This window comes from Mycobacterium paraterrae, from assembly GCF_022430545.2.
GTDB classification, from domain to species: domain Bacteria; phylum Actinomycetota; class Actinomycetes; order Mycobacteriales; family Mycobacteriaceae; genus Mycobacterium; species Mycobacterium paraterrae.
The window spans coordinates 40,175-58,473 of the sequence record NZ_CP092488.2 but is presented as its reverse complement, the minus strand read 5'-3'; the positions used below and the strand labels follow the sequence as shown (position 1 = coordinate 58,473).

General features: G+C 64.1%; 13 protein-coding genes, 2 tRNA genes and 1 pseudogene. 9 read left to right on the top strand and 7 right to left on the bottom strand.

The features are described from left to right. The first annotated feature begins 158 nt into the window (after positions 1–158). From MKK62_RS00245 to MKK62_RS00225, 5 genes and pseudogenes are all read left to right on the top strand, one after another. The gene (locus MKK62_RS00245) at positions 159–1,802 is read left to right on the top strand and encodes a PucR family transcriptional regulator (RefSeq protein ID WP_240262950.1); all 1,644 of its coding nucleotides are present in this window, start codon (positions 159–161) and stop codon (positions 1,800–1,802) included. A gap of 182 nt (positions 1,803–1,984) precedes the next feature. Further along, the gene (locus MKK62_RS00240) at positions 1,985–3,133 is read left to right on the top strand and encodes a zinc-dependent alcohol dehydrogenase (RefSeq protein ID WP_240262951.1); all 1,149 of its coding nucleotides are present in this window, start codon (positions 1,985–1,987) and stop codon (positions 3,131–3,133) included. An 18-nt stretch (positions 3,134–3,151) separates the two neighbouring features. Continuing rightward, complete coding sequence (locus tag MKK62_RS00235; protein WP_240262952.1) at positions 3,152–3,757, top strand: hypothetical protein; 606 nt, start codon at positions 3,152–3,154, stop codon at positions 3,755–3,757. 47 nt (positions 3,758–3,804) lie between these two features. Next, positions 3,805–4,950, top strand: coding sequence for a low temperature requirement protein A (locus MKK62_RS00230; RefSeq protein WP_240262953.1), 1,146 nt, complete (start codon positions 3,805–3,807; stop codon positions 4,948–4,950). 100 nt (positions 4,951–5,050) lie between these two features. Then, positions 5,051–5,590 (top strand): annotated as a pseudogene (locus MKK62_RS00225) (type 1 glutamine amidotransferase domain-containing protein); the annotation flags it as partial. A gap of 270 nt (positions 5,591–5,860) precedes the next feature. Here the strand turns inward: MKK62_RS00225 and MKK62_RS00220 are convergent. Next, positions 5,861–5,933, bottom strand: a tRNA-Lys gene (locus MKK62_RS00220). 161 nt (positions 5,934–6,094) lie between these two features. Between MKK62_RS00220 and MKK62_RS00215 the strand changes: the two genes are divergently transcribed. Next, positions 6,095–7,309, top strand: coding sequence for a L,D-transpeptidase (locus MKK62_RS00215; RefSeq protein ID WP_240262954.1), 1,215 nt, complete (start codon positions 6,095–6,097; stop codon positions 7,307–7,309). Between the two features lie 375 nt (positions 7,310–7,684). Here MKK62_RS00215 and MKK62_RS00210 read toward each other — a convergent pair whose 3' ends face one another. The 3 genes from MKK62_RS00210 to orn form a co-directional block, all read right to left on the bottom strand. After that, a complete protein-coding gene (locus tag MKK62_RS00210; protein ID WP_240262955.1) occupies positions 7,685–10,312 on the bottom strand; it encodes a DUF4236 domain-containing protein in 2,628 nt (875 codons plus the stop codon). Positions 10,313–10,630: 318 nt separating this feature from the next. Then, positions 10,631–10,706 (bottom strand) — tRNA-His (locus tag MKK62_RS00205). A gap of 42 nt (positions 10,707–10,748) precedes the next feature. Next, a complete protein-coding gene (gene orn / locus MKK62_RS00200) occupies positions 10,749–11,396 on the bottom strand; it encodes an oligoribonuclease (RefSeq protein ID WP_240262956.1) in 648 nt (215 codons plus the stop codon). Between the two features lie 116 nt (positions 11,397–11,512). Between orn and MKK62_RS00195 the strand changes: the two genes are divergently transcribed. Beyond that, positions 11,513–13,057, top strand: coding sequence for a helicase HerA-like domain-containing protein (locus tag MKK62_RS00195; protein WP_240262957.1), 1,545 nt, complete (start codon positions 11,513–11,515; stop codon positions 13,055–13,057). A gap of 1 nt (position 13,058) precedes the next feature. On the opposite strand, the gene cmrA is transcribed toward MKK62_RS00195, so the two are convergent. Continuing rightward, positions 13,059–13,865: a mycolate reductase gene (cmrA, locus tag MKK62_RS00190; protein WP_240262958.1), complete on the bottom strand. Its 807-nt coding sequence runs from the start codon at positions 13,863–13,865 to the stop codon at positions 13,059–13,061. A gap of 24 nt (positions 13,866–13,889) precedes the next feature. On the opposite strand from cmrA, the gene MKK62_RS00185 reads away from it, so the two are divergent. Next, positions 13,890–15,203, top strand: coding sequence for an MFS transporter (locus MKK62_RS00185; RefSeq protein WP_240262959.1), 1,314 nt, complete (start codon positions 13,890–13,892; stop codon positions 15,201–15,203). On the opposite strand, the gene MKK62_RS00180 is transcribed toward MKK62_RS00185, so the two are convergent. Both MKK62_RS00180 and MKK62_RS00175 read right to left on the bottom strand, forming a co-directional pair. Then, the gene (locus MKK62_RS00180) at positions 15,200–15,955 is read right to left on the bottom strand and encodes an MmpS family transport accessory protein (protein WP_240262960.1); all 756 of its coding nucleotides are present in this window, start codon (positions 15,953–15,955) and stop codon (positions 15,200–15,202) included. The two genes, MKK62_RS00185 and MKK62_RS00180, sit on opposite strands and share 4 nt — an antisense overlap. Before the next feature lie 75 nt (positions 15,956–16,030). Next, positions 16,031–16,663, bottom strand: coding sequence for an SACE_7040 family transcriptional regulator (locus MKK62_RS00175; RefSeq protein WP_240262961.1), 633 nt, complete (start codon positions 16,661–16,663; stop codon positions 16,031–16,033). An 81-nt stretch (positions 16,664–16,744) separates the two neighbouring features. On the opposite strand from MKK62_RS00175, the gene MKK62_RS00170 reads away from it, so the two are divergent. Beyond that, complete coding sequence (locus MKK62_RS00170) at positions 16,745–18,295, top strand: carboxyl transferase domain-containing protein (protein ID WP_240262962.1); 1,551 nt, start codon at positions 16,745–16,747, stop codon at positions 18,293–18,295. Positions 18,296–18,299 lie beyond the last annotated feature (4 nt).

The window sequence follows — 18,299 nt, the reverse complement described above, 5'->3', positions numbered from 1 at the left end:
TGCCGCCCCGCAGGCAGCTAGCGCCGGTCCGAGTTTGGACAGCAAACATGCGGGTATGCCCACGATCTACGACCTCGCCGGCTGTTTCCGGTGTCACCGGTGTTCGCCGAGGCGAAATTGCCCTGAGACGCGAGGGCCCACTAACACGTACTTCGGTCATGAATGGCAGTGGGGCGGTGCCTGACGATCTCGATGCCAACGCGGACTTGGCGTTGCTTGCCGGAATCAACTTTCTTTCCTTCGACCCCGAGGACATTCTGGGGGCGGTTACGCGGGGCGCTGCATCCTTCGGTGGCTGCCGCGTCGAGGCGAGCTACTGTGCCGTCGATGGGGGCATGCGGCTGTGCCCGGCCTCGCAAACTGAGCGACCGGAGTTGGTGGGCTTACTGCAGCAATCAAGTTGGGAGGGCCGCGTAGAGCTCCCCCGGGGAGATTGGGGCTGGGCCTTTCCCCTCTGCCACGGTGACGATATGCAGGGGTGCATGGTGATCGGCGCGCGCGCCCACCCCACGGCAGATCACTTTCTTCTGCTGCAGCTCCTCGCCCAGAAGGCCGGCGCCGCGCTGGCTTGCGCTGCGCTGCATCAGCGGGAGGTTCGACGGGTCGGCCAACTCGCAGAGGCGAATGAGATCCTTTCCGGCACGGTGCACCGGCTGCAGGCTCGCACGGATAAGCACGAATTGCTGGAGGCGGCAATGTCGGCTGGCGAGGGTCAACAAGGTATCGCCGACGCGCTTCATCGAGTGACGCGACGTTCCGTCTGCGTCGAAGACAAATTCGGCAACCTGTGTGCATGGGCGGGGCCAGGGCGGCCCGTCTCGTACCCGAAACCCAAAGCCGGCCAGCGCGACCGCTTTTTGCGGGCTCTCACCGCGCAGGCCGGTGCAATGCGCATCGGTGACCGCGTATGGGTCGCGATCAAGCCGGACGTAGAAATCCTCGGTGTAGTCGCACTCGTCGACCCCGACCACGACTGTGACGAGGACCTGCTGCTCACCCTCACCTACTGCAGCAACCTGCTCGGACTCGAGTTGTCGCATCAGCGCAATCTTGCCGAGCTGCAGTTGAATTTGCGGCGTGACCTGGTCGACGATCTGGTGGCGGGTACCCACGAAGACGGAGCCTACGCACGCGCCGAAGCGCTGGGCCACGACTTGCGCCGCCCGCACTACGTCGCGGTGATCCAGACCGGGCGCGCCGACCACACCGATATGGTCGCCGCGGCGCGTGCCGCAGCGAAGCTGAATTTCAAGTACCTGGCGGGTCGACAGGGATCTCTTGTGGTCGTACTTTTCGACGGCCATCCGCCTCCCGATGCGCTCCATCGCGAGGTCAGCCGACAGCTCGGCAAGGCGGATTGTGCGATCGGGATCGGGTCGCGCTGTGAGGTGCCGGCCGATTTCCCGCAATCGTATCTGCGAGCACGGCGCGCGCTCAACGTCCGGCTGAATTCGGCTCAACCACAAGGGGCTTCGGACTATGTCGAGTTGGGTTTCTATCACTTGGTGGATGCAGCCCACACCGCCGGTGTCGTCGACGACTACCTGCGCCAGTGGTTGGGGGTGCTGATCGATTACGACGCCGCGAAAAACTCGGACCTTGTACACACGTTGAGCCACTACGTCGAATCCGGTGGAAACTACGACGAATCGGCTGCCGCTTTGCACATTCACCGCAGCACCTTGCGCTATCGCCTCGGCCGAATCACAGAGTTGACGGGATTGGATCTTCGCGACGTCGACACGCGTTTCAACCTTCATGCCGCGACCCGAGTATGGCGGTTCCTTCGCCCTAACGCATGATCGCATTAGAAGTAAAGATGTTGCGCCGCTTGAGTATTAGTTATCAAGCTGATTCGCCGAGGGCGCCGCATCTGTCTTGGGAGGTTGAATTCGGTGCTGATTTTCGGACCTGGCAGGTCAGTTTCCAGCCGGGAGGCGAGGGTAATCCGGGCTCACCACCATTCACCTCCAGGAGGAGTTCCATGCGCGCCATGACGTACCGCGGCCCTTACAAGGTTCGCGTCGAAGAGAAAGCGATGCCGGCGATCGAACATCCCAACGACGCGATCGTCAAGGTGCAGTTGGCCGCCATTTGTGGTTCGGACTTGCACCTCTACCACGGCCTCATGCCGGACACGCGAGTCGGACATACCTTCGGGCACGAGTTCATCGGCGTGGTCGAGGAAGTGGGTTCCTCCGTCGAGAACTTGAAGCGCGGTGACCGAGTGATGGTGCCGTTCAACATCTTCTGCGGGTCGTGCTACTTCTGCGCGCGAGGGCTTTATTCGAACTGCCACAACGTGAATCCGAACGCGACGGCGGTGGGCGGAATCTACGGTTACTCGCACACCTGCGGCGGATACGACGGCGGGCAGGCCGAGTATGTGCGGGTTCCGTTCGCCGACGTGGGACCGTCGGTGATTCCCGACTGGATGGACGATACGGACGCGCTGCTGTGCACCGACGCGCTGGCGACCGGCTACTTCGGGGCTCAACTCGGGGACATCGTCGAAGGCGACACCGTCGTCGTCCTCGGTGCCGGACCGGTCGGCCTGTTCGCCGCAAAGTCGTCGTGGTTGATGGGGGCCGCCCGCGTGATCGTGATCGACCACCTCGAGTTTCGTCTGGAAAAGGCTCGCAGCTTCGCGCACGCCGAGACGTACAACTTCGCCGACTACGACGACATCGTGGTCGAAATGAAAAGGGCCACTGACTTTCTCGGAGCGGACGTGGTAATCGACGCTGTCGGGGCAGAGGCCGACGGGAACCTGCTGCAACATGTCACGGCGGCGAAGTTGAAGCTGCAGGGCGGTTCCCCGATCGCCCTGAACTGGGCTATCGACTCCGTGAAAAAGGGCGGAACGATCTCTGTGGTCGGCGCGTACGGGCCGATGTTCAGCGCGGTGAAGTTCGGCGACGCCATGAACAAGGGCTTGACCATTCACACCAATCAATGTCCGGTCAAACGGCAGTGGCCCCGCTTGTTCTCCCACATTAAAAACGGCTATCTGAAGCCGAGTGAGATTGTCACGCACCGTATCCCGCTCGAACACATCGCCGAGGGTTATCACATTTTCTCCTCCAAACTCGACGACTGCATCAAGCCGGTCGTCCTTCCACAGGCAAGCTGACCAGACAGGAGCAGGGGCATGACTGGAACACAACGGCTTCCGGCCTACACCGAAGCACATCCTCCGACGCCGAGCAGCGACGAGTTGCGGGCACAGATTCCCGGGTGGGGCGCCGACCTCGATCCGAAGGACCGGCCCTCAAACCCCAAGCTGCGGCGTGACTTACCTACCGAGGCGCACTGGGACTTCCCGGAGCGGCAACCGGAGAAGTGGCCGCGAGAGCGGTCTATCGAACACCGTTTCCTCACACCGGTGTTCGGCACGGCACAGCCCCCCAGCGGGGTCTCGGGCAAGCTGCGCCGGTACGCCTACAAATTCAGCGAAGGCCGTGCGGCGCACTGGTTGATCCTGCTGTATGCGGACCGGGTGGACGCGGCCGAGCACCACGTCCGATCGTTTTTCACCACCCGTCCCGACAATCCTGTCACCGAGACGGGAATCAAAAGCGAATTCACGCATCACGGCCTGAGTTCTCGGCTGGGTCGCAAGCGTGCCGACCTGGTGCATACCTGGATGGATCCGATCATCGTGGCGGGTCCGTGGATCTTGGGCGGCGAGGCGATCGCCGTGCTGGCCAGAAAAGCTGTGAAGGCCATCGGCCGCAATGGCGGCGGCGAACGGTAACCGGCGGCTGGCGTGGCTCCTTAGCCCGCGGGCCGTGAGGAAGTGCCATGGTTGAAGACGACCAGCAGTCGGGCCCGCGGTCGGAGGGCAACCTCGAGCTGTTCTTCGACCTGGTGTTCACCTTCGCCATGTCGCAGGTCACGTTGCTGGCGGTGCGCGATCTTTCGCCGACGGGCTTCGGCCGGGCGGCGCTGGCACTGCTCGCGGTGTGGTGGGCGTGGGCGGGCTACACCTGGCTCATCAACACCTTCGACACAGAAAACGCCTGGCACGAAGCCGTAGTGATCGCCGCGATGGCGGCGATGCTCGTCGCCGCGGCGGCGCTTCCGGCTGCGTTTGCATCGGGTGCGTTGGTGTTCGCTCTGGCGCTGTTGGTGGTTCGGTTGATCCACGTGCTGAAGTTTGTCGCCTATTCCGCGCACGAGGATCCCGAACTGCGGCGCGGCACCCGACGAATAGCCCCGGCGTTTGTGGCTGCGCCCGCCCTCATCGTGGTCGCCGCATTTATTGACTCGCCCGGCCGCGAACTGCTCTGGATAGCCGCGGCCGTCATCGACTACGGCGCGCCCGGCGTGCTCGGCCTCGGAGGATTTCGCGTTTCACCGTCCTACTTCGTATCCCGTCACGGGTCGATCATCATCATCGCGCTCGGCGAGGTAGTCGTTCAGTTAGGCGGAGCGGCGCGACAACTCGACCGCTGGCCGGTGATCGCGGCGCTGGTCCTGGGGGTTGCCGTCATCGCGACGTTCTGGTGGACCTACTTCGGATTGACCTCGGGGGCCAAGCAACGGCTAGAGCAGGTGACCGGTATCGAGCGGGCCCATCTTGCCCGCGACGCCTACAGCTACCTGCATCTGCCGCTCGTCGCCGGCATCATGTTGTTCGCCGTCGGCGCCCACGCCACCATCGAGCACGCCACCGTCCCGCTGGCATTGGCACCCGCGACGGCACTGGCCTTCGGTGTGGCCCTGTTCTACCTCGCCGACGTCGCCTACCGATGGCGTGACCATCGGCAGCTCGCCGTCGACCGCGCCGTGACGGGAGGGGTTGCCGCGGTGACCCTGCCACTGCTGTTGCATATCCCCGCTCTCGCAGCGCTCGGTCTGCTCGCCGCTATCGGGGTCTGCCGGCTGAGTTGGGAGCTGTGGCGGCGCCCGCGGATCGGCCCGGCCGTGGCCGGGCAGGCGCGGTGACGGGCCCGCCCGTACGCGAGTCAGGTCGGTTGAGCAGTCAGCCGACGGGGAAGCAAGCAAAACCGGCGCTCGGAGCGTCACAACCGACAGGAGAACCCTGATGACACGAGCACGACGCCTTTCGGGACGCAAGATCGCGGTGTTGGCGGCCGACGGCTACGAGAAAGTGGAGCTGGTGATCCCTCTGCGCGCGTTGCAATTGGCCGGCGCGAAGGTCGATGTGGTGTCGTTGCGCCGCGGTCGCATCCGAGGAGTCAATCTGCATATGCCGGCCAGCCGGGTCGGCGTGGACAAGGTGGTCACCGAGGCCAACCCGGACGACTATGACGGCCTGCTGCTACCCGGCGGCTTCATCAACCCCGATTTGCTGAGGCAGTCGGCGGCGGCACGGGACTTCGTCCGCGCGTTCGACCACGACGGAAAGCCCATCGTCACGTTGTGTCACGGTCCGTGGGTCCTTGCCTCGGCAGGCCTGCTCAAGGGGCGCACCCTGACCTCTTGGCCGGGAATCCGCGACGACCTGGTCAACGCCGGCGCCGCCTGGCTGGATCGCGAGGTCGTACGTGACCGCAATCTCGTTACCAGTCGGGGGCCGCAGGACATGAAGGCGTTTCTGCCGGCGATGCTCGACATCTTCGCCGAGCCCGAGAAGCAAGGGCAGGCGGTCACCGACCACAACGGCTCGGATCCCCAGCTCGAGGAGCCACTCGGTTGGGCGGTGGCCGCTCTGCATTGGTCGCCGAAGCCCTCAGCGGCGGCACTGACCAGTGTGGCAGCAGCGGCCCTGACCGCACCGCTACGGAGGCTGGTTTCCTCACGCTGAGCCGAGCCGAGTTCAGTACGGGTTACGCGAAATTGGTTGTCCGCCAACACCGGTGACCGGGTGACATGGCCCTTCTAGCTACCTGAGTGCGCCGTCAGGGTTTCGAACCCCGGACCCGCTGATTAAGAGTCAGCTGCTCTACCAACTGAGCTAACGGCGCGTGCGTCCTGCCGGACTGCGTTTGCGACAATAACAGCCATCCCGTCGACGGAGGAAATCGTCGAGTGTGGGATTGATCGGCGATGACCGTTTAACAGCCATCTACGCCCTAGAATACTCCTCAGTAACACGGCATTACAGCTCGCTAGGAGAAACGCGCAGGTGGCAGGTCGCTTCAACAGGCTTCAGCATCGAGGCCGGCGGTGGCTGGCCGTGCTGGTGGTGCCGCTCGCGGTGTTCGGTGCGGGGGCCTGCGGCAGCAACGGCGGGGCGCCGGCACCCAAGGCGATCATGGACAAGGCCACGCCGTTCGGCGACCTGCTGGTGCCCAAACTCACCACCTCCGTCGCCGACGGCGCGGTCGGCGTCGCCGTCGACAGCCCAGTGACGGTGAGCGCGGACGACGGCGTGCTGGCCTCCGTCGAGATGGTCAACGAGAACGGCGGCACCGTCGAGGGTCAACTCAGCGCCGACGGTGTGCGCTGGTCGACCACTGAACGGCTGGGCTACAACCGGCTGTACACGCTGACCGCGAAGGCGCGTGGGCTGGGCGGCGTCGCGACTCGACAACTGTCCTTCCGGACGCATTCGCCGCACAACCTGGCGATGGCCTACCCGCGACCCAGCGAAGGCGAGGTCGTCGGCGTCGGCGAGACGGTCGCCGTTCAGTTCGACGAGAACATCGCCAACCGCCAGGCCGCCGAAAAGGCGATTCACGTCACCACCGATCCGCCCGTCGAGGGGGCGTTCTATTGGTTGAACAATCGTGAAGTGCGTTGGCGTCCCGAGCATTTCTGGAAGCCAGGGACCAACGTTGACGTCGCCGTCGACACCTATGGCGTCGACCTGGGCGACGGCTTGTTCGGTCAGGACAACGCCCACACGCACTTCACGATCGGCGACGAGGTGATCGCGACCGCCGACGACACCACCAAGATGGTGACCGTCCGCGTCAACGGTGAGGTCGTCAAGACCATGCCGACGTCGATGGGCAAGGACAGCACACCCACGGCCAGCGGGACCTACATCCTCGGGGTGCGATTCGCCCACATGATCATGGATTCGTCGACCTACGGCGTTCCGGTCAACTCGCCCAACGGATATCGCACCGAGGTCGACTACGCCACCCAGATGTCCTACAGCGGCGTCTTCGTGCACTCGGCGCCGTGGTCAGTGGGCGCCCAGGGGCACACCAACACCAGCCACGGCTGTCTCAACGTGAGCCCGAGCAACGCCCAGTGGTTCTTCGAGAACACCAAACGCGGTGACGTCGTCCAGGTGCTCAACACGATCGGACCGCCACTGTCGGGCACCGAGGGCCTCGGCGACTGGAACATCCCGTGGGATCAGTGGCACGCCGGCAACGCCAAGACCTGACACCGGTTCGCCACGTCACATTGGTTATCCCGCAACCTCATTCGCGTCCAGTTAAGCGTCCAGACGCTTAACACGCCGACTCCGTCACTGGTCCACGCGTCCGCGCGGAAGCGCGCCTAGCCTTGACGGTATGAGTGACACTCTCAGTCAGCAGGACGCCCCGGCCCGGCGCGGCCGGCTGGCCGCATGGGGTGGCATCGTGCTGTGGCAAGTGGTTGGCGTCGCCGCCGGTGCGATCAGCTATGCGGCCGAGGCCGGCGGCTTCGAACTCGAAATGCGCCGGGCAGCCCTGCGTGCTCAGCGTTTGACCAACAGTGCCGGCGAGCTTCGTCCAGGGAGTATGCCCGCCCCGGCTGATCCTGCGACGACGCTCGGTCAATCCCACCAATGCTCAGGTTCTGGGTCGTGGTCTAGTTCTTCACGCCGCCAGGATGGTCGCCAGTAAGCATCCGCCTCGTCTGATTGTTGCTTTCGAATAGCCGCGTACCGGTCGATTTCGCGTTGTCGCTCGTAGGCCTTCAGCTCTGCCTCTCGCAAGGCTTCATCGAGTCGGATCGACCCCTCTGCGGGACTGACTATCGGAATGCCGAGTCTGCGCGCAGTCGAATGTCTCGAATCGTTTGAGTCCGGTGTGACGCTGACCATCCACTTGACGGTCTTGGTTATGTTCACCGCCAACTTCGCGCCGTAGGACTCGGCATGCTTGCGTAGTTCATCTACCTCGCTGTGGTCGCCGACCACAGCGATCCGCAGTCCTCTTAGATAACGGGCCTCAGGCGGAGGCGCAGGTTCTGCGCATGCTTGAATCGCCTCATTGATGCGGTGAGCCAAGTCGGTTAGTCCTAGTGCATCGGCCAGCAGATACATTTCACGCCGCTCGACAGGCGCTAAAGATGTCCAGTCTGCAGCCTTCGCGCTCGGATACGTTGCTTCCCATGCTTGTTGGTGAATGGTGCGGAGTTGAGGACCTGTTAGTCGAGTCAATCGTGCCTGTTTGGTGAGGGCATCAGCCTCTTCGTAAGTTAGCCGTCCGTCGTGAACCGCGTCTGCAAGGAGATTCCGGTACCGCTGAACTTGGGTCGCGTCGCCAGTGCGGATCTTCGGTGACTGGGGGAACGAATCGAGGAGTTCCGCGACAGAGCTTCTCGTGAGTGGTATTGGACGGCAGCTGATCGGACATTCCTCGGCAGCGATTACGTTCACCGGCGCGGCGGTCTGCGTCAGGTAAAGCTGCTCTGGCGAGTTTCTCAGAAGCCAGAGCATGACCTCGCGAACCGCACGAGCATCGCCGAGCGCGGCATGTCGCCGGTCTACCCACGCGCCCGTTGCTGTTTTGTACATCGCGGTGAGACTGAATGCGCGCCCCTCGAGCTGTCTGCGGGAGGTCTGGAGCGTGCACACGTCAACCAGCGGCGGCAAAGCGATATTCGCGGATCGTGCTGCCGCAGTGAGGAAACGTTCCTCGAAGTCGCAGTTATGGGCGACGACGATAGTCCCAGCGATAAAAGCGAGTGCTTCAACGAGTACTTGTTTCGTCGTCGGCGCATCGAGCAGGTCGCTGTCATCAATACCGTGAATCGCGCGCGCAGCAGCATCGGATCCGGGGTTATTTACTAATGTCGCGAATTCGTCGATTATGCTGCCGTCACCCGTGAACTTGACGAGTCCAATCTCGACGATCCGATCAACGTTTGCGTCTAGGCCCGTGGTCTCAAGGTCGAGAGCAGTGAACGTTGCTGTGCTCGCCGGATACGGGGTCCGCTTGCGGGTCAAATTGGCTCGAAGGAACCGTTCGTCGGCACGTGACGGTGTAGGCCGATTCGAGTGAATCGCGGCGAAGTTTGAACTTGGCTGTGATGGCGCTCGCGGCGGGGTTAATGGCTGTGGGTCAGGTTTGGCGGGCTGCTGGGGTGCTGTGGGTAGTGGCGTTACACTGCGAGTTTCTGTTGGCATCGCCGATACGGCCTGAGATATCGGCGACGCTGCTTCTACGCGTGAGACGTGCAGCTGCCACTGCAACCCCTGGTCGCTGATGAAATCGATTGTGCCATAACGCATTATCGGAAGGACACGGTTGTTCTTGTAACGGCGGTCGGGGCCGCCCTTAACATTGACGTATTGCCAAGTCTGGCCGACTTGGACGGCGTCGCGAGGGATAGCACCATCCTCGATGAATCGTGTATTGCCTGCACGGGCGCTCAAGTGGGTGTAATTGAGATCGCCGAAGTGGTTACCCTCTCGGACCAACAGTCGATCCGGCAGGAAATACAACGCCGCCTTCCCCGCGGTGAGCGCTGGCACGGCGATATTCGTCGAGAGTTCTTTGGGCCCAGACGTGTTCGCCGAAGCCTGTACACGGTCGAGCAATCGACTCGCCCCGGAGTTCGTCTTGAACTGATAGGTAGTGGCGATGTTGCCCGACTGAACGACGCGCCACAGCTTCTGTGATTCGGTCAACCACGACCATGCCTGAACAAGCGATTCGGACCAGGCGAGGTGTCCATCCTCGACGTCATAGAAAAGAATTACGGTCTTGCGTGCCCGGTCGTTCAGCATTAACCAAACGCAACCAGGTGCGAGCAGAAGCCACAAAATGAGGCCAGCAGGCATAGTTAGCAGTCCCAGAACGACGGTGACACCTACGGCCCACCATCCCCAAGAGATGCACGCGGCTGCAGAGTTCAGTTGCTCCACCAGATCATCGCTGCCCGTTGGCGCCAAATTCAATGCGGTTGCGCCTGTGACGTCCTCCATGACTACACCGCTTGGCCGAAAGACGGCCGGTTGAGAACTAGGCAGTGTCGTTCGTGGGCCACCGGTCTTCTTGCGACTATTAAGCGTGGCGCGGTAGTAGACCCCGCCACGACCCATATGCACGTAGTTGCCGCGCGGACCCGTGCCCACTCGGAACCCGGGAACACCGACGCTAACGCCGACGCCGGACTTATTGAGGTTGAACCGGAATGGCCCGGCGCGCAAGCTCTTGCGGATATAAAAACTCACCGCATCCCCCTACAAAAGACCCTCGGGCAGGATCGTGCCACAGTCTGCGGACCGGGGATGAGGATTAATTGCGCAATCGGTCGAAGGTATTACGGCGGATCAATTTGAGACGGCAAAAAGTTCGCCCGAGAGCCGCTCGTTCCGCGGGCACAACGTCGTGGAAGCGGCCACGGCATTGAGCCGGTCAGGCTCAGCTCTCGAGTGACATCGCCACATTCGAAGCGACGCACTAGGGCGGGCCGCAAACTGTGTGCCCTTTGAACAAACCCACGCAGGATCCGGCGACGCGCTAATAAGGACGTGCACGGCGCCCCCTCTTGGGGTGAGTGACGGGACTCGAACCCGCGACATTCAGGATCACAACCTGACGCTCTACCAACTGAACTACACCCACCATGGCTGCCCGTCGCCGAGGCGACTTACAGCGCCGTCGATACTAACCGCTCGAGTCCTCCGTGGGCGAATCCATTCCCTCCGGCGCGGCCGACCCGACGCCGAGCTCGTCGGCCACCGCTGCGATCTCGCTGGTCGACGGCCCGGGCGGGGTCACGAAGGCGGTCCCCCGGTAATACTTGAGCTCACGAATGGATTCGTGGATGTCGGCGAGCGCGCGGTGCGCCAGGCCCTTCGATGGCTGGCCGTAATAGATGCGCGGATACCACCGTCGGCAGAGTTCTTTGATCGAGCTCACATCGATCATCCGGTAGTGCAGAAAAGAATCCAGGGTCGGCATGTCGCGGGCGATGAAGCCACGGTCGGTGCCGATCGAGTTCCCCGCCAGGGGCGCCGTCTTGGCCTGCTTGACGTGCTGACGGATGTAGTCGAGCACCGCGGTTTCGGCGGTGGCGACGTCGACGGTCGACGCCCGCACCTCGTCGATCAGCCCGGAGCGGGTGTGCATTTCGGTGACGACGTCGATCATCGAGTCGAGCGCGGCATCGTCGGCGTGAATCACCATGTCAAGGCCGTCGCCGAGGATGTTCAGGTCACCATCGGTCACCAGGACGGCGATCTCGATCAGCTTGTCCGAGGACAGGTCCAGGCCGGTCATCTCGCAGTCGATCCACACCAGTTCGTCCCGCACAGGGTTCACAGTAGGCAAATTGGCTGGCCGGACTGCAGCCACCCCGCCTGAGCACGGCAGCCAGTAAGGTCAGGCGTGATCTTCGACCGTGGCAACTCTTAGAGAGGCAAGGGTCTATGAGCACCGACTCGACAGCGACGCCCGCACGACAGATTGCGGCCGGCTACTCCGTCGGCGGCCAGGCGCTGGAACTGGGCACTGTCGTGATCGACGACAAGACCGATCCTGCCGCGCAGATCCGCATCCCGCTCGCCACCGTCAACCGGCACGGCCTCGTAGCGGGCGCCACCGGCACCGGCAAGACCAAGACGCTGCAAGTGATCGCCGAGCAGTTGTCGGCCGCTGGTGTGCCGGTGCTGATGGCCGACGTCAAAGGCGACTTGTCCGGTCTGTCGAGGCCGGGGGAGAGCAGCGCCAAAATCACCGAGCGGTCCGCGGAAACCGGTGACGATTGGACGCCGACCGCCTATCCGGTGGACTTCCTGTCGTTGGGCACCAAGGGCATTGGCGTGCCGGTGCGGGCCACGATCGCCAGCTTCGGGCCGATCCTGCTGTCGAAAGTGTTGGGCCTCAACCCTACCCAGGAGTCGACGCTGGGTCTGATCTTTCATTACGCCGACCAGAACAACTACGAGCTGCTGGACCTGAAAGACCTACGTGCGGTGATCGCCAAGCTCACCAGCGCGGAGGGCAAAGCGGACCTGAAGGCCCTGGGCGGGGTGTCGGCGCAGACGGCCGGCGTCATCCTGCGCGCGTTGGTCAACCTGGAGGCCGAGGGCGCGGACACGTTTTTCGGCGAACCAGAACTCAAGACCAAGGACCTGCTGCGCGTCGACGACAAGGGCCGCGGTGTCATCTCGTTGCTGGAACTTGGTGCCCAGGCCGCGCGACCAGTGCTGTTCTCCACGTTCTTGATGTGGGTGCTGTCGGATCTCTTCCGGACGTTGCCCGAGATCGGCGACGTCGACAAACCCAAGTTGGTTTTCTTCTTCGACGAGGCTCACCTGCTGTTCAGCGATGCGTCCAAGGCGTTCCTGGAACAGGTCGAGCAGACCGTCAAGCTGATCCGCTCACGCGGCGTCGGGGTGTTCTTCTGCACGCAGCTGCCTACCGACGTGCCCAACGAGGTGCTCTCCCAGCTCGGCGCGCGCGTGCAACACGCGCTGCGCGCCTTCACGCCTGACGACCAGAAGGCGCTCGCCAAAACCGTTCGCACCTACCCGAAAACCGATGTGTACGACCTTGGTTCGGCGTTGACGTCCCTCGGCATCGGCGAGGCGGTGGTCACCGTGCTCTCCGAACGCGGCGCCCCGACGCCGGTTGCCTGGACCAGGCTGCGCTCGCCGCGATCGCTGATGGCCGCGATCGGCGACGACGCGATCGGCGCCGCCGCCAAGAGCAGTCCCCTTCAGGCGACCTACGGCACAACCCAGGACCGCGAATCCGCCTACGAGAGAATCGAAGCCGAGAAGGCGAAGGCGCAGGCCGAACAACCGGCGCAGGCTCCCCAGAAATCCAAGAACGCGCCGGAGGCCGCGAAACGGCCGGGCTGGTTCAGTCGCTTCGTCAACAGCCGCGGCTTCCAGACCTTCCTCAAGGCGCTCGGCACCGAGCTGATCCGCAACTTGCTCGGCGGCAGCGGCACCAAACGTCGCCGCTAGGCTAGCCGCCGCCCATCTTCTTGTAGAAACGCCCGACGATCGGCGCGACAATCGCGCGCGGCGAGTACTGGCTGGCTGTCGACATCGCTTTGGAAGTGACGCCCGGGACGACGCGCATCTTGTTGCGGTCCAACGCATCCAGCGATTTCTTCGCCGTGTATTCGGTGGAGATCCACAAGAAGTTGGGTACCAGCTTCTCGACGATCGACGCGTCGGCCGGTCCCGGCAGCTCGGTGCGCACCGGCCCAGGCGCCAACACCGTCACATGCACACCGGTCTTGCGCAGTTCGCCGCGCAGCGACTCGCTGAAGGTATTGGCGAACGCCTTCGTCGCGGCGTAGGTCGCGTTGTACGGGATCGGCGAATTGCCCGCTGCTGAGCCGGAAATCAAGATGCCACCGGCCTTGCGCTGGAGCATGCCCGGCAGCACCGCCAACACCATGTCGTGAACTGCGACGGCATTGAGCTGCACCTGCGTGCGTTCCACCTCGGGATCCAGCGTCGCCACCGGGCCGAATGTCGCGGTACCCGCGTTGGCGCACAGGATCGAAATGTCTCGGCTGGCCAACTCGTCGATGAGTTTCGCGCGGTCCGCGGTGTCGGCGAGATCCGCGGGACGGACTTCGACGACGACGCCGTACTTCTCGGTAAGGCGCTCGGCCACGCTGTTCAGCAGATCCTCGCGGCGGGCGGTGATGATGAGGTTGTGACCGCGGGCGGCCAATTCGGTGGCCAGCGCTTCGCCGATGTTTTGTGAAGCTCCGGTGACAACTGCGCGAGCGTCGGGACTAGGGGCGGGTACCGGCATGCGCTAATGGTAAACAGGCGGACGATGTCTGAATCCACCGCCGACGCTTCGCGGCCAGTCAAGAGATCCCAGGTGCTCGCGTGGGCACTGTGGGACACCGGCGCGGCCGGCGTGACCGCAGTGGTCGTGACGTTTGTGTTCTCGGTGTACCTGACCACCGCGGTCGGCAAAGGCGCACCGGCGGGCGCCACTCCGGCGAGTTGGCTCGGTCGCGCACTGGCCATCTCCGGGGTGATGGTTGCGCTGCTCGCGCCGATGATCGGCGTTTGGGCCGACAACCCGCGCCGGCGGCGCCTGACCCTGACCGCGCTGACGGCTCTGGTGGTGGCATTGGTCAGCGCCATGAGTCTGATTCGCGAAAGCCCGGGTTACTTCTGGCTGGGACTGGCGTTGCTCGGCATCGGCGCGGCGTGCGGCGACCTGGCCAGCGTCCCGTACAACGCGATGCTGCGTCAGCTCTCGACGCCGCGCAACTCCGGTCGTATCTCGGGGCTGGGGTTGACGGCGGCCTTCGTCGGTAGCGTCGGACTGCTGCTGGTGGTGCTGTACGGCTGCATTTCCGGTGAGGGTGCCACCCGCGGCCTGCTGCACCTGCCCGCCGCTGACGGGATGAACATCAGGATCGCGATGCTGGTGGCCGCCGGGTGGTTCACGGTATTCGCGCTGCCGTTGCTACTCACCGCCTACCGGTTACCTTCGCCGGTCGACGTTCCGGTCTCCGCGCGTGGGGTCCTGGGCGGCTACCGCAAACTGTGGCAGGACCTGGTCGGGGAGTGGCGCCGCGACCGCAACCTCGTCTTCTACCTGTTGGCTGCCGCGGTGTTTCGTGACGGGCTGGCAGGCGTCACGCAGTTCGGTGGCGTGCTGGGCGTCAAAGCGTACGGAATCTCGCCGGCCGTGGTGCCCATGTTCGGCGTGGCGTTTTGCATCGTTGCCGCCGTCGGCGCCGTCATCGGTGGCATCCTCGACGACAAGTTCGGATCTAAACCGGTGATCATCGGGGCGCTGAGCAGCATCCTCGCGGCGGGACTGGCGATGATGCTGCTGTCGGGACCACAGGCGTTCTGGGTCACCGGGTTGCTGCTCTGCGCGTTCATCGGGCCGGCTCAGGCGTCTGCCCGTACCCTGCTGCTGCGACTCGCCAGCGACGGCAAGGAGGGCGTGGCCTTCGGCCTTTTCACGATGACGGGTCGGGCCGTGACGTTTATCGCGCCGCTGCTTTATTCGGTGTTCGTCGATCAATTTCACGCCGAACGGGCCGGGATGGCGGGCTTGCTGCTGGTCGTGACGGCAGGTCTGGTGGGGCTGCTGCCGGTGCGCGTGCCGCGGCGGGCTTAGCCGTTGCCGTTGCATATGGTCAGCCCGGCGCCGTTGCGCTCGTTGACCTCGACCCCGTCGACGGTCACCGTGCAGCTCACGTCGTGGCCGATGTTGACGATCGTGACGTTGGGCGTCTTGCTGCCCGATTCGGGCAAACTGACTTCTTTGGACCACGGCAAGGGGACATTGAACTCGGTCTGCATCATGCCGTCGTTGTCCACGTAGGTGATGCTGATCGCGCGGCCCTCACCGGTGACGTTGTACACCACGGTCTGCATCGCGTTCGGGTCCGTGGACTGGCTCGGCTCGGGGGTGGCCGGCTGGGGCGCTTGGGCCGAGTGCGACGGAGAGTTGGGGACTACCGGGGCTGGCTGGTGCGAGCTCGGGGTCGACGGCAGCGCAGGCACCGCGGTCTGCTTTCGCGCCGTGCCATTGGCGATCACCAGGGCGATGACCAGGGCGCTCACCAGCACCACCGCTGCGGCCGCGGCGATCCACAGCCAGCGCGGCGCCCTGGGCTTGTCGGGATCGGGCTCGAGCGGCGGCTGGTTCGACGGCGGCTGATCCCGTAGCCAGTACTGGGGAAGCCTGTCGGTGGGGTTTGCCGAGTTGGGATCGTACGACCCGCGGGAGTAGGGCGGCGGCGGGTATGACGGCTGGCCGCTGTAGGCCGGATCGACATAGGGACGGTACGGCTGGCTCAGCCGTTGAGTTTGCTCGGTCCGCTCCTGGGTTGAACGGGTGTATTCGGGATGACGTCGATCGCTCATGCCCACCTCATTTCTGCAGGGTACCTGCAGCACAACAGTCGGCGCTGAAACGTCTGAATAACAGTGAAAATGGCTTCACGCCGGCGGCGGATGAGCGGTCAGCGCGGCGACTGTCATCGCCCGCATCACCGCCCGGGACCGTGCCGCGCCGTCTGGCTTGAGGCTGTGTGGTGTGGAGTTGAGCAGGCCGAAGGCGGCGTGTGCCATCAGCCGAGCATCGGTCTCGGCCAGTTGCGGCTCGACCCGCCGCAGCACGCCCACCCAGATTTCGACGTACTGCCGCTGCGCCCGCCGCACCTGGCGTTCGGCGGCGGCGGGCAGGTAGGCGAGATCGCGGTCCTGAATCCGGATGAGGTCCGGCTCGCCCAGCGCGAAGTCGAGGTGGAAGTCGATCAAGCCGTCCAGTGCTGCCGCCGCGTCCTTTTCGCGGGACTGGACGTCTCGCGCACCGTCCAGCAGTCGCGTGCTGATCCCGACCAGCAGCTCGACCAACAGCGATTCCTTGTTAGGAAAATGCCGGTAGATGGCGGGCCCGCTCACTCCGGCGGCCGCACCGATGTCCTCGAGTCGTACCGCCAGGAAACCCCGTTCGGCGAACAGGCGCTCGGCGGCCCCCAGCAGCTGGAGGCGGCGGTCCGATTTGCGCCTGCTGCGAGGGTTCGGTTCGGACGAGTGCCCGCTGGGGTTGGCCGGAGCGGTCGCCGCCATTCCGCCTCCCTGGACAGTTCGGTTAATCACCACTAACATAGCACGAGTTAGTGACCATTAACCGAAAATGGCGTGTAACCGATGACCTCACCGGCGGAAAACCGCACGGCGCACACCGCACTCGTCGAACAGTTGCGTGGCAAACTCGCGACGGCTGCACTGGGTGGATCGGAACGATCCCGCGCCCGTCATGTCGACCGCGGCAAGCTGTTGCCGCGCGACCGCGTCGACGGGCTGCTCGACCCCGGCAGCCCGCTACTCGAGATCGCGCCACTGGCCGCCGACGGGATGTACGACGACGAGTGTCCAGGGGCCGGCATCATTACCGGGATCGGCCGTGTCTCGGGCCGTGAATGCATGATCGTGGCCAACGACGCGACGGTCAAAGGTGGCACGTACTACCCGATTACGGTCAAAAAGCACCTCCGCGCGCAAGAGATCGCGGCGCAGAATCGACTGCCGTGCATCTATCTCGTCGACTCGGGCGGTGCGTTTCTGCCGCGGCAGGACGAGGTGTTCCCCGATCGGGACCATTTCGGCCGGATCTTCTACAACCAGGCCAATCTCAGCGCGCAAGGCATCCCGCAGATCGCCGCGGTGCTGGGATCGTGCACGGCCGGTGGGGCCTACGTCCCGGCGATGAGCGACGAAGCCGTGATCGTCCGCAACCAGGGCACCATCTTTCTCGGCGGGCCGCCGCTGGTGAAAGCGGCCACCGGCGAAGTGGTCTCGGCCGAGGACCTCGGTGGCGGAGAACTGCATTCGAAGACATCCGGGGTCACCGACCACCTTGCCCATGACGACCGCGACGCGTTGCGGATCGTGCGGCGCATCGTATCGACCCTGGGTCCACGGGAGCCCCGCATCTGGGATGTGCGACCCGCCGAAGACCCGATCGCCGACCAGGCCGAGCTCTACGACGTGGTTCCCGTCGATCCGCGGATTCCCTACGACGTGCACCACGTCATCAACCGCCTGGTCGACGGCAGCGAATTCGCCGAGTTCAAGGCGGAATACGGGTCCACCCTGGTCACCGGGTTCGCGCACATTCACGGCCACCCGGTGGGAATCATCGCCAACAACGGCGTGCTGTTTTCCGAATCCGCCGTCAAGGGAGCGCATTTCATCGAACTGTGCGACAAGCGGATGGTCCCGCTGTTGTTCCTGCAGAACATTTCCGGATTCATGGTCGGCCGTGAATACGAGGCCGGCGGAATCGCCAAACATGGCGCCAAGATGGTGACCGCGGTGGCGTGCGCACGTGTGCCGAAGCTCACCGTGGTCATCGGCGGGTCGTACGGCGCGGGCAACTATTCGATGTGTGGCCGGGCGTATTCGCCACGCTTCCTGTGGATGTGGCCGAACGCGCGGATATCGGTCATGGGCGGTGAACAGGCGGCATCGGTGCTGGCGACGGTGCGTGGCGAGATGACCGCCGAGGAGGAAGAAGCGTTGAAGGCCCCGATCCGCGCCCAGTATGAACACCAGGGCAATCCGTACTATTCGACAGCCCGGCTCTGGGACGACGGGGTGATTGATCCTGCCGACACCAGAACCGTTGTCGGCCTGGCACTTTCGGTCACATCCACAGCACCGGTCGATCCGGTCTCCTACGGCGTTTTCCGGATGTAGCGCG

Excerpts from the sequence above, each read along its gene's own strand:
- MKK62_RS00245 (WP_240262950.1), top strand. The coding sequence starts at position 159 with ATGAATGGCAGTGGGGCGGTGCCTGACGATCTCGATGCCAACGCGGAC.
- MKK62_RS00240 (WP_240262951.1), top strand. The coding sequence starts at position 1,985 with ATGCGCGCCATGACGTACCGCGGCCCTTACAAGGTTCGCGTCGAAGAG.
- MKK62_RS00235 (WP_240262952.1), top strand. The coding sequence starts at position 3,152 with ATGACTGGAACACAACGGCTTCCGGCCTACACCGAAGCACATCCTCCG.
- MKK62_RS00230 (WP_240262953.1), top strand. The coding sequence starts at position 3,805 with ATGGTTGAAGACGACCAGCAGTCGGGCCCGCGGTCGGAGGGCAACCTC.
- MKK62_RS00195 (WP_240262957.1), top strand. The coding sequence starts at position 11,513 with ATGAGCACCGACTCGACAGCGACGCCCGCACGACAGATTGCGGCCGGC.
- cmrA (WP_240262958.1), bottom strand. The coding sequence starts at position 13,865 with ATGCCGGTACCCGCCCCTAGTCCCGACGCTCGCGCAGTTGTCACCGGA.
- MKK62_RS00185 (WP_240262959.1), top strand. The coding sequence starts at position 13,890 with ATGTCTGAATCCACCGCCGACGCTTCGCGGCCAGTCAAGAGATCCCAG.
- MKK62_RS00180 (WP_240262960.1), bottom strand. The coding sequence starts at position 15,955 with ATGAGCGATCGACGTCATCCCGAATACACCCGTTCAACCCAGGAGCGG.
- MKK62_RS00175 (WP_240262961.1), bottom strand. The coding sequence starts at position 16,663 with ATGGCGGCGACCGCTCCGGCCAACCCCAGCGGGCACTCGTCCGAACCG.
- MKK62_RS00170 (WP_240262962.1), top strand. The coding sequence starts at position 16,745 with ATGACCTCACCGGCGGAAAACCGCACGGCGCACACCGCACTCGTCGAA.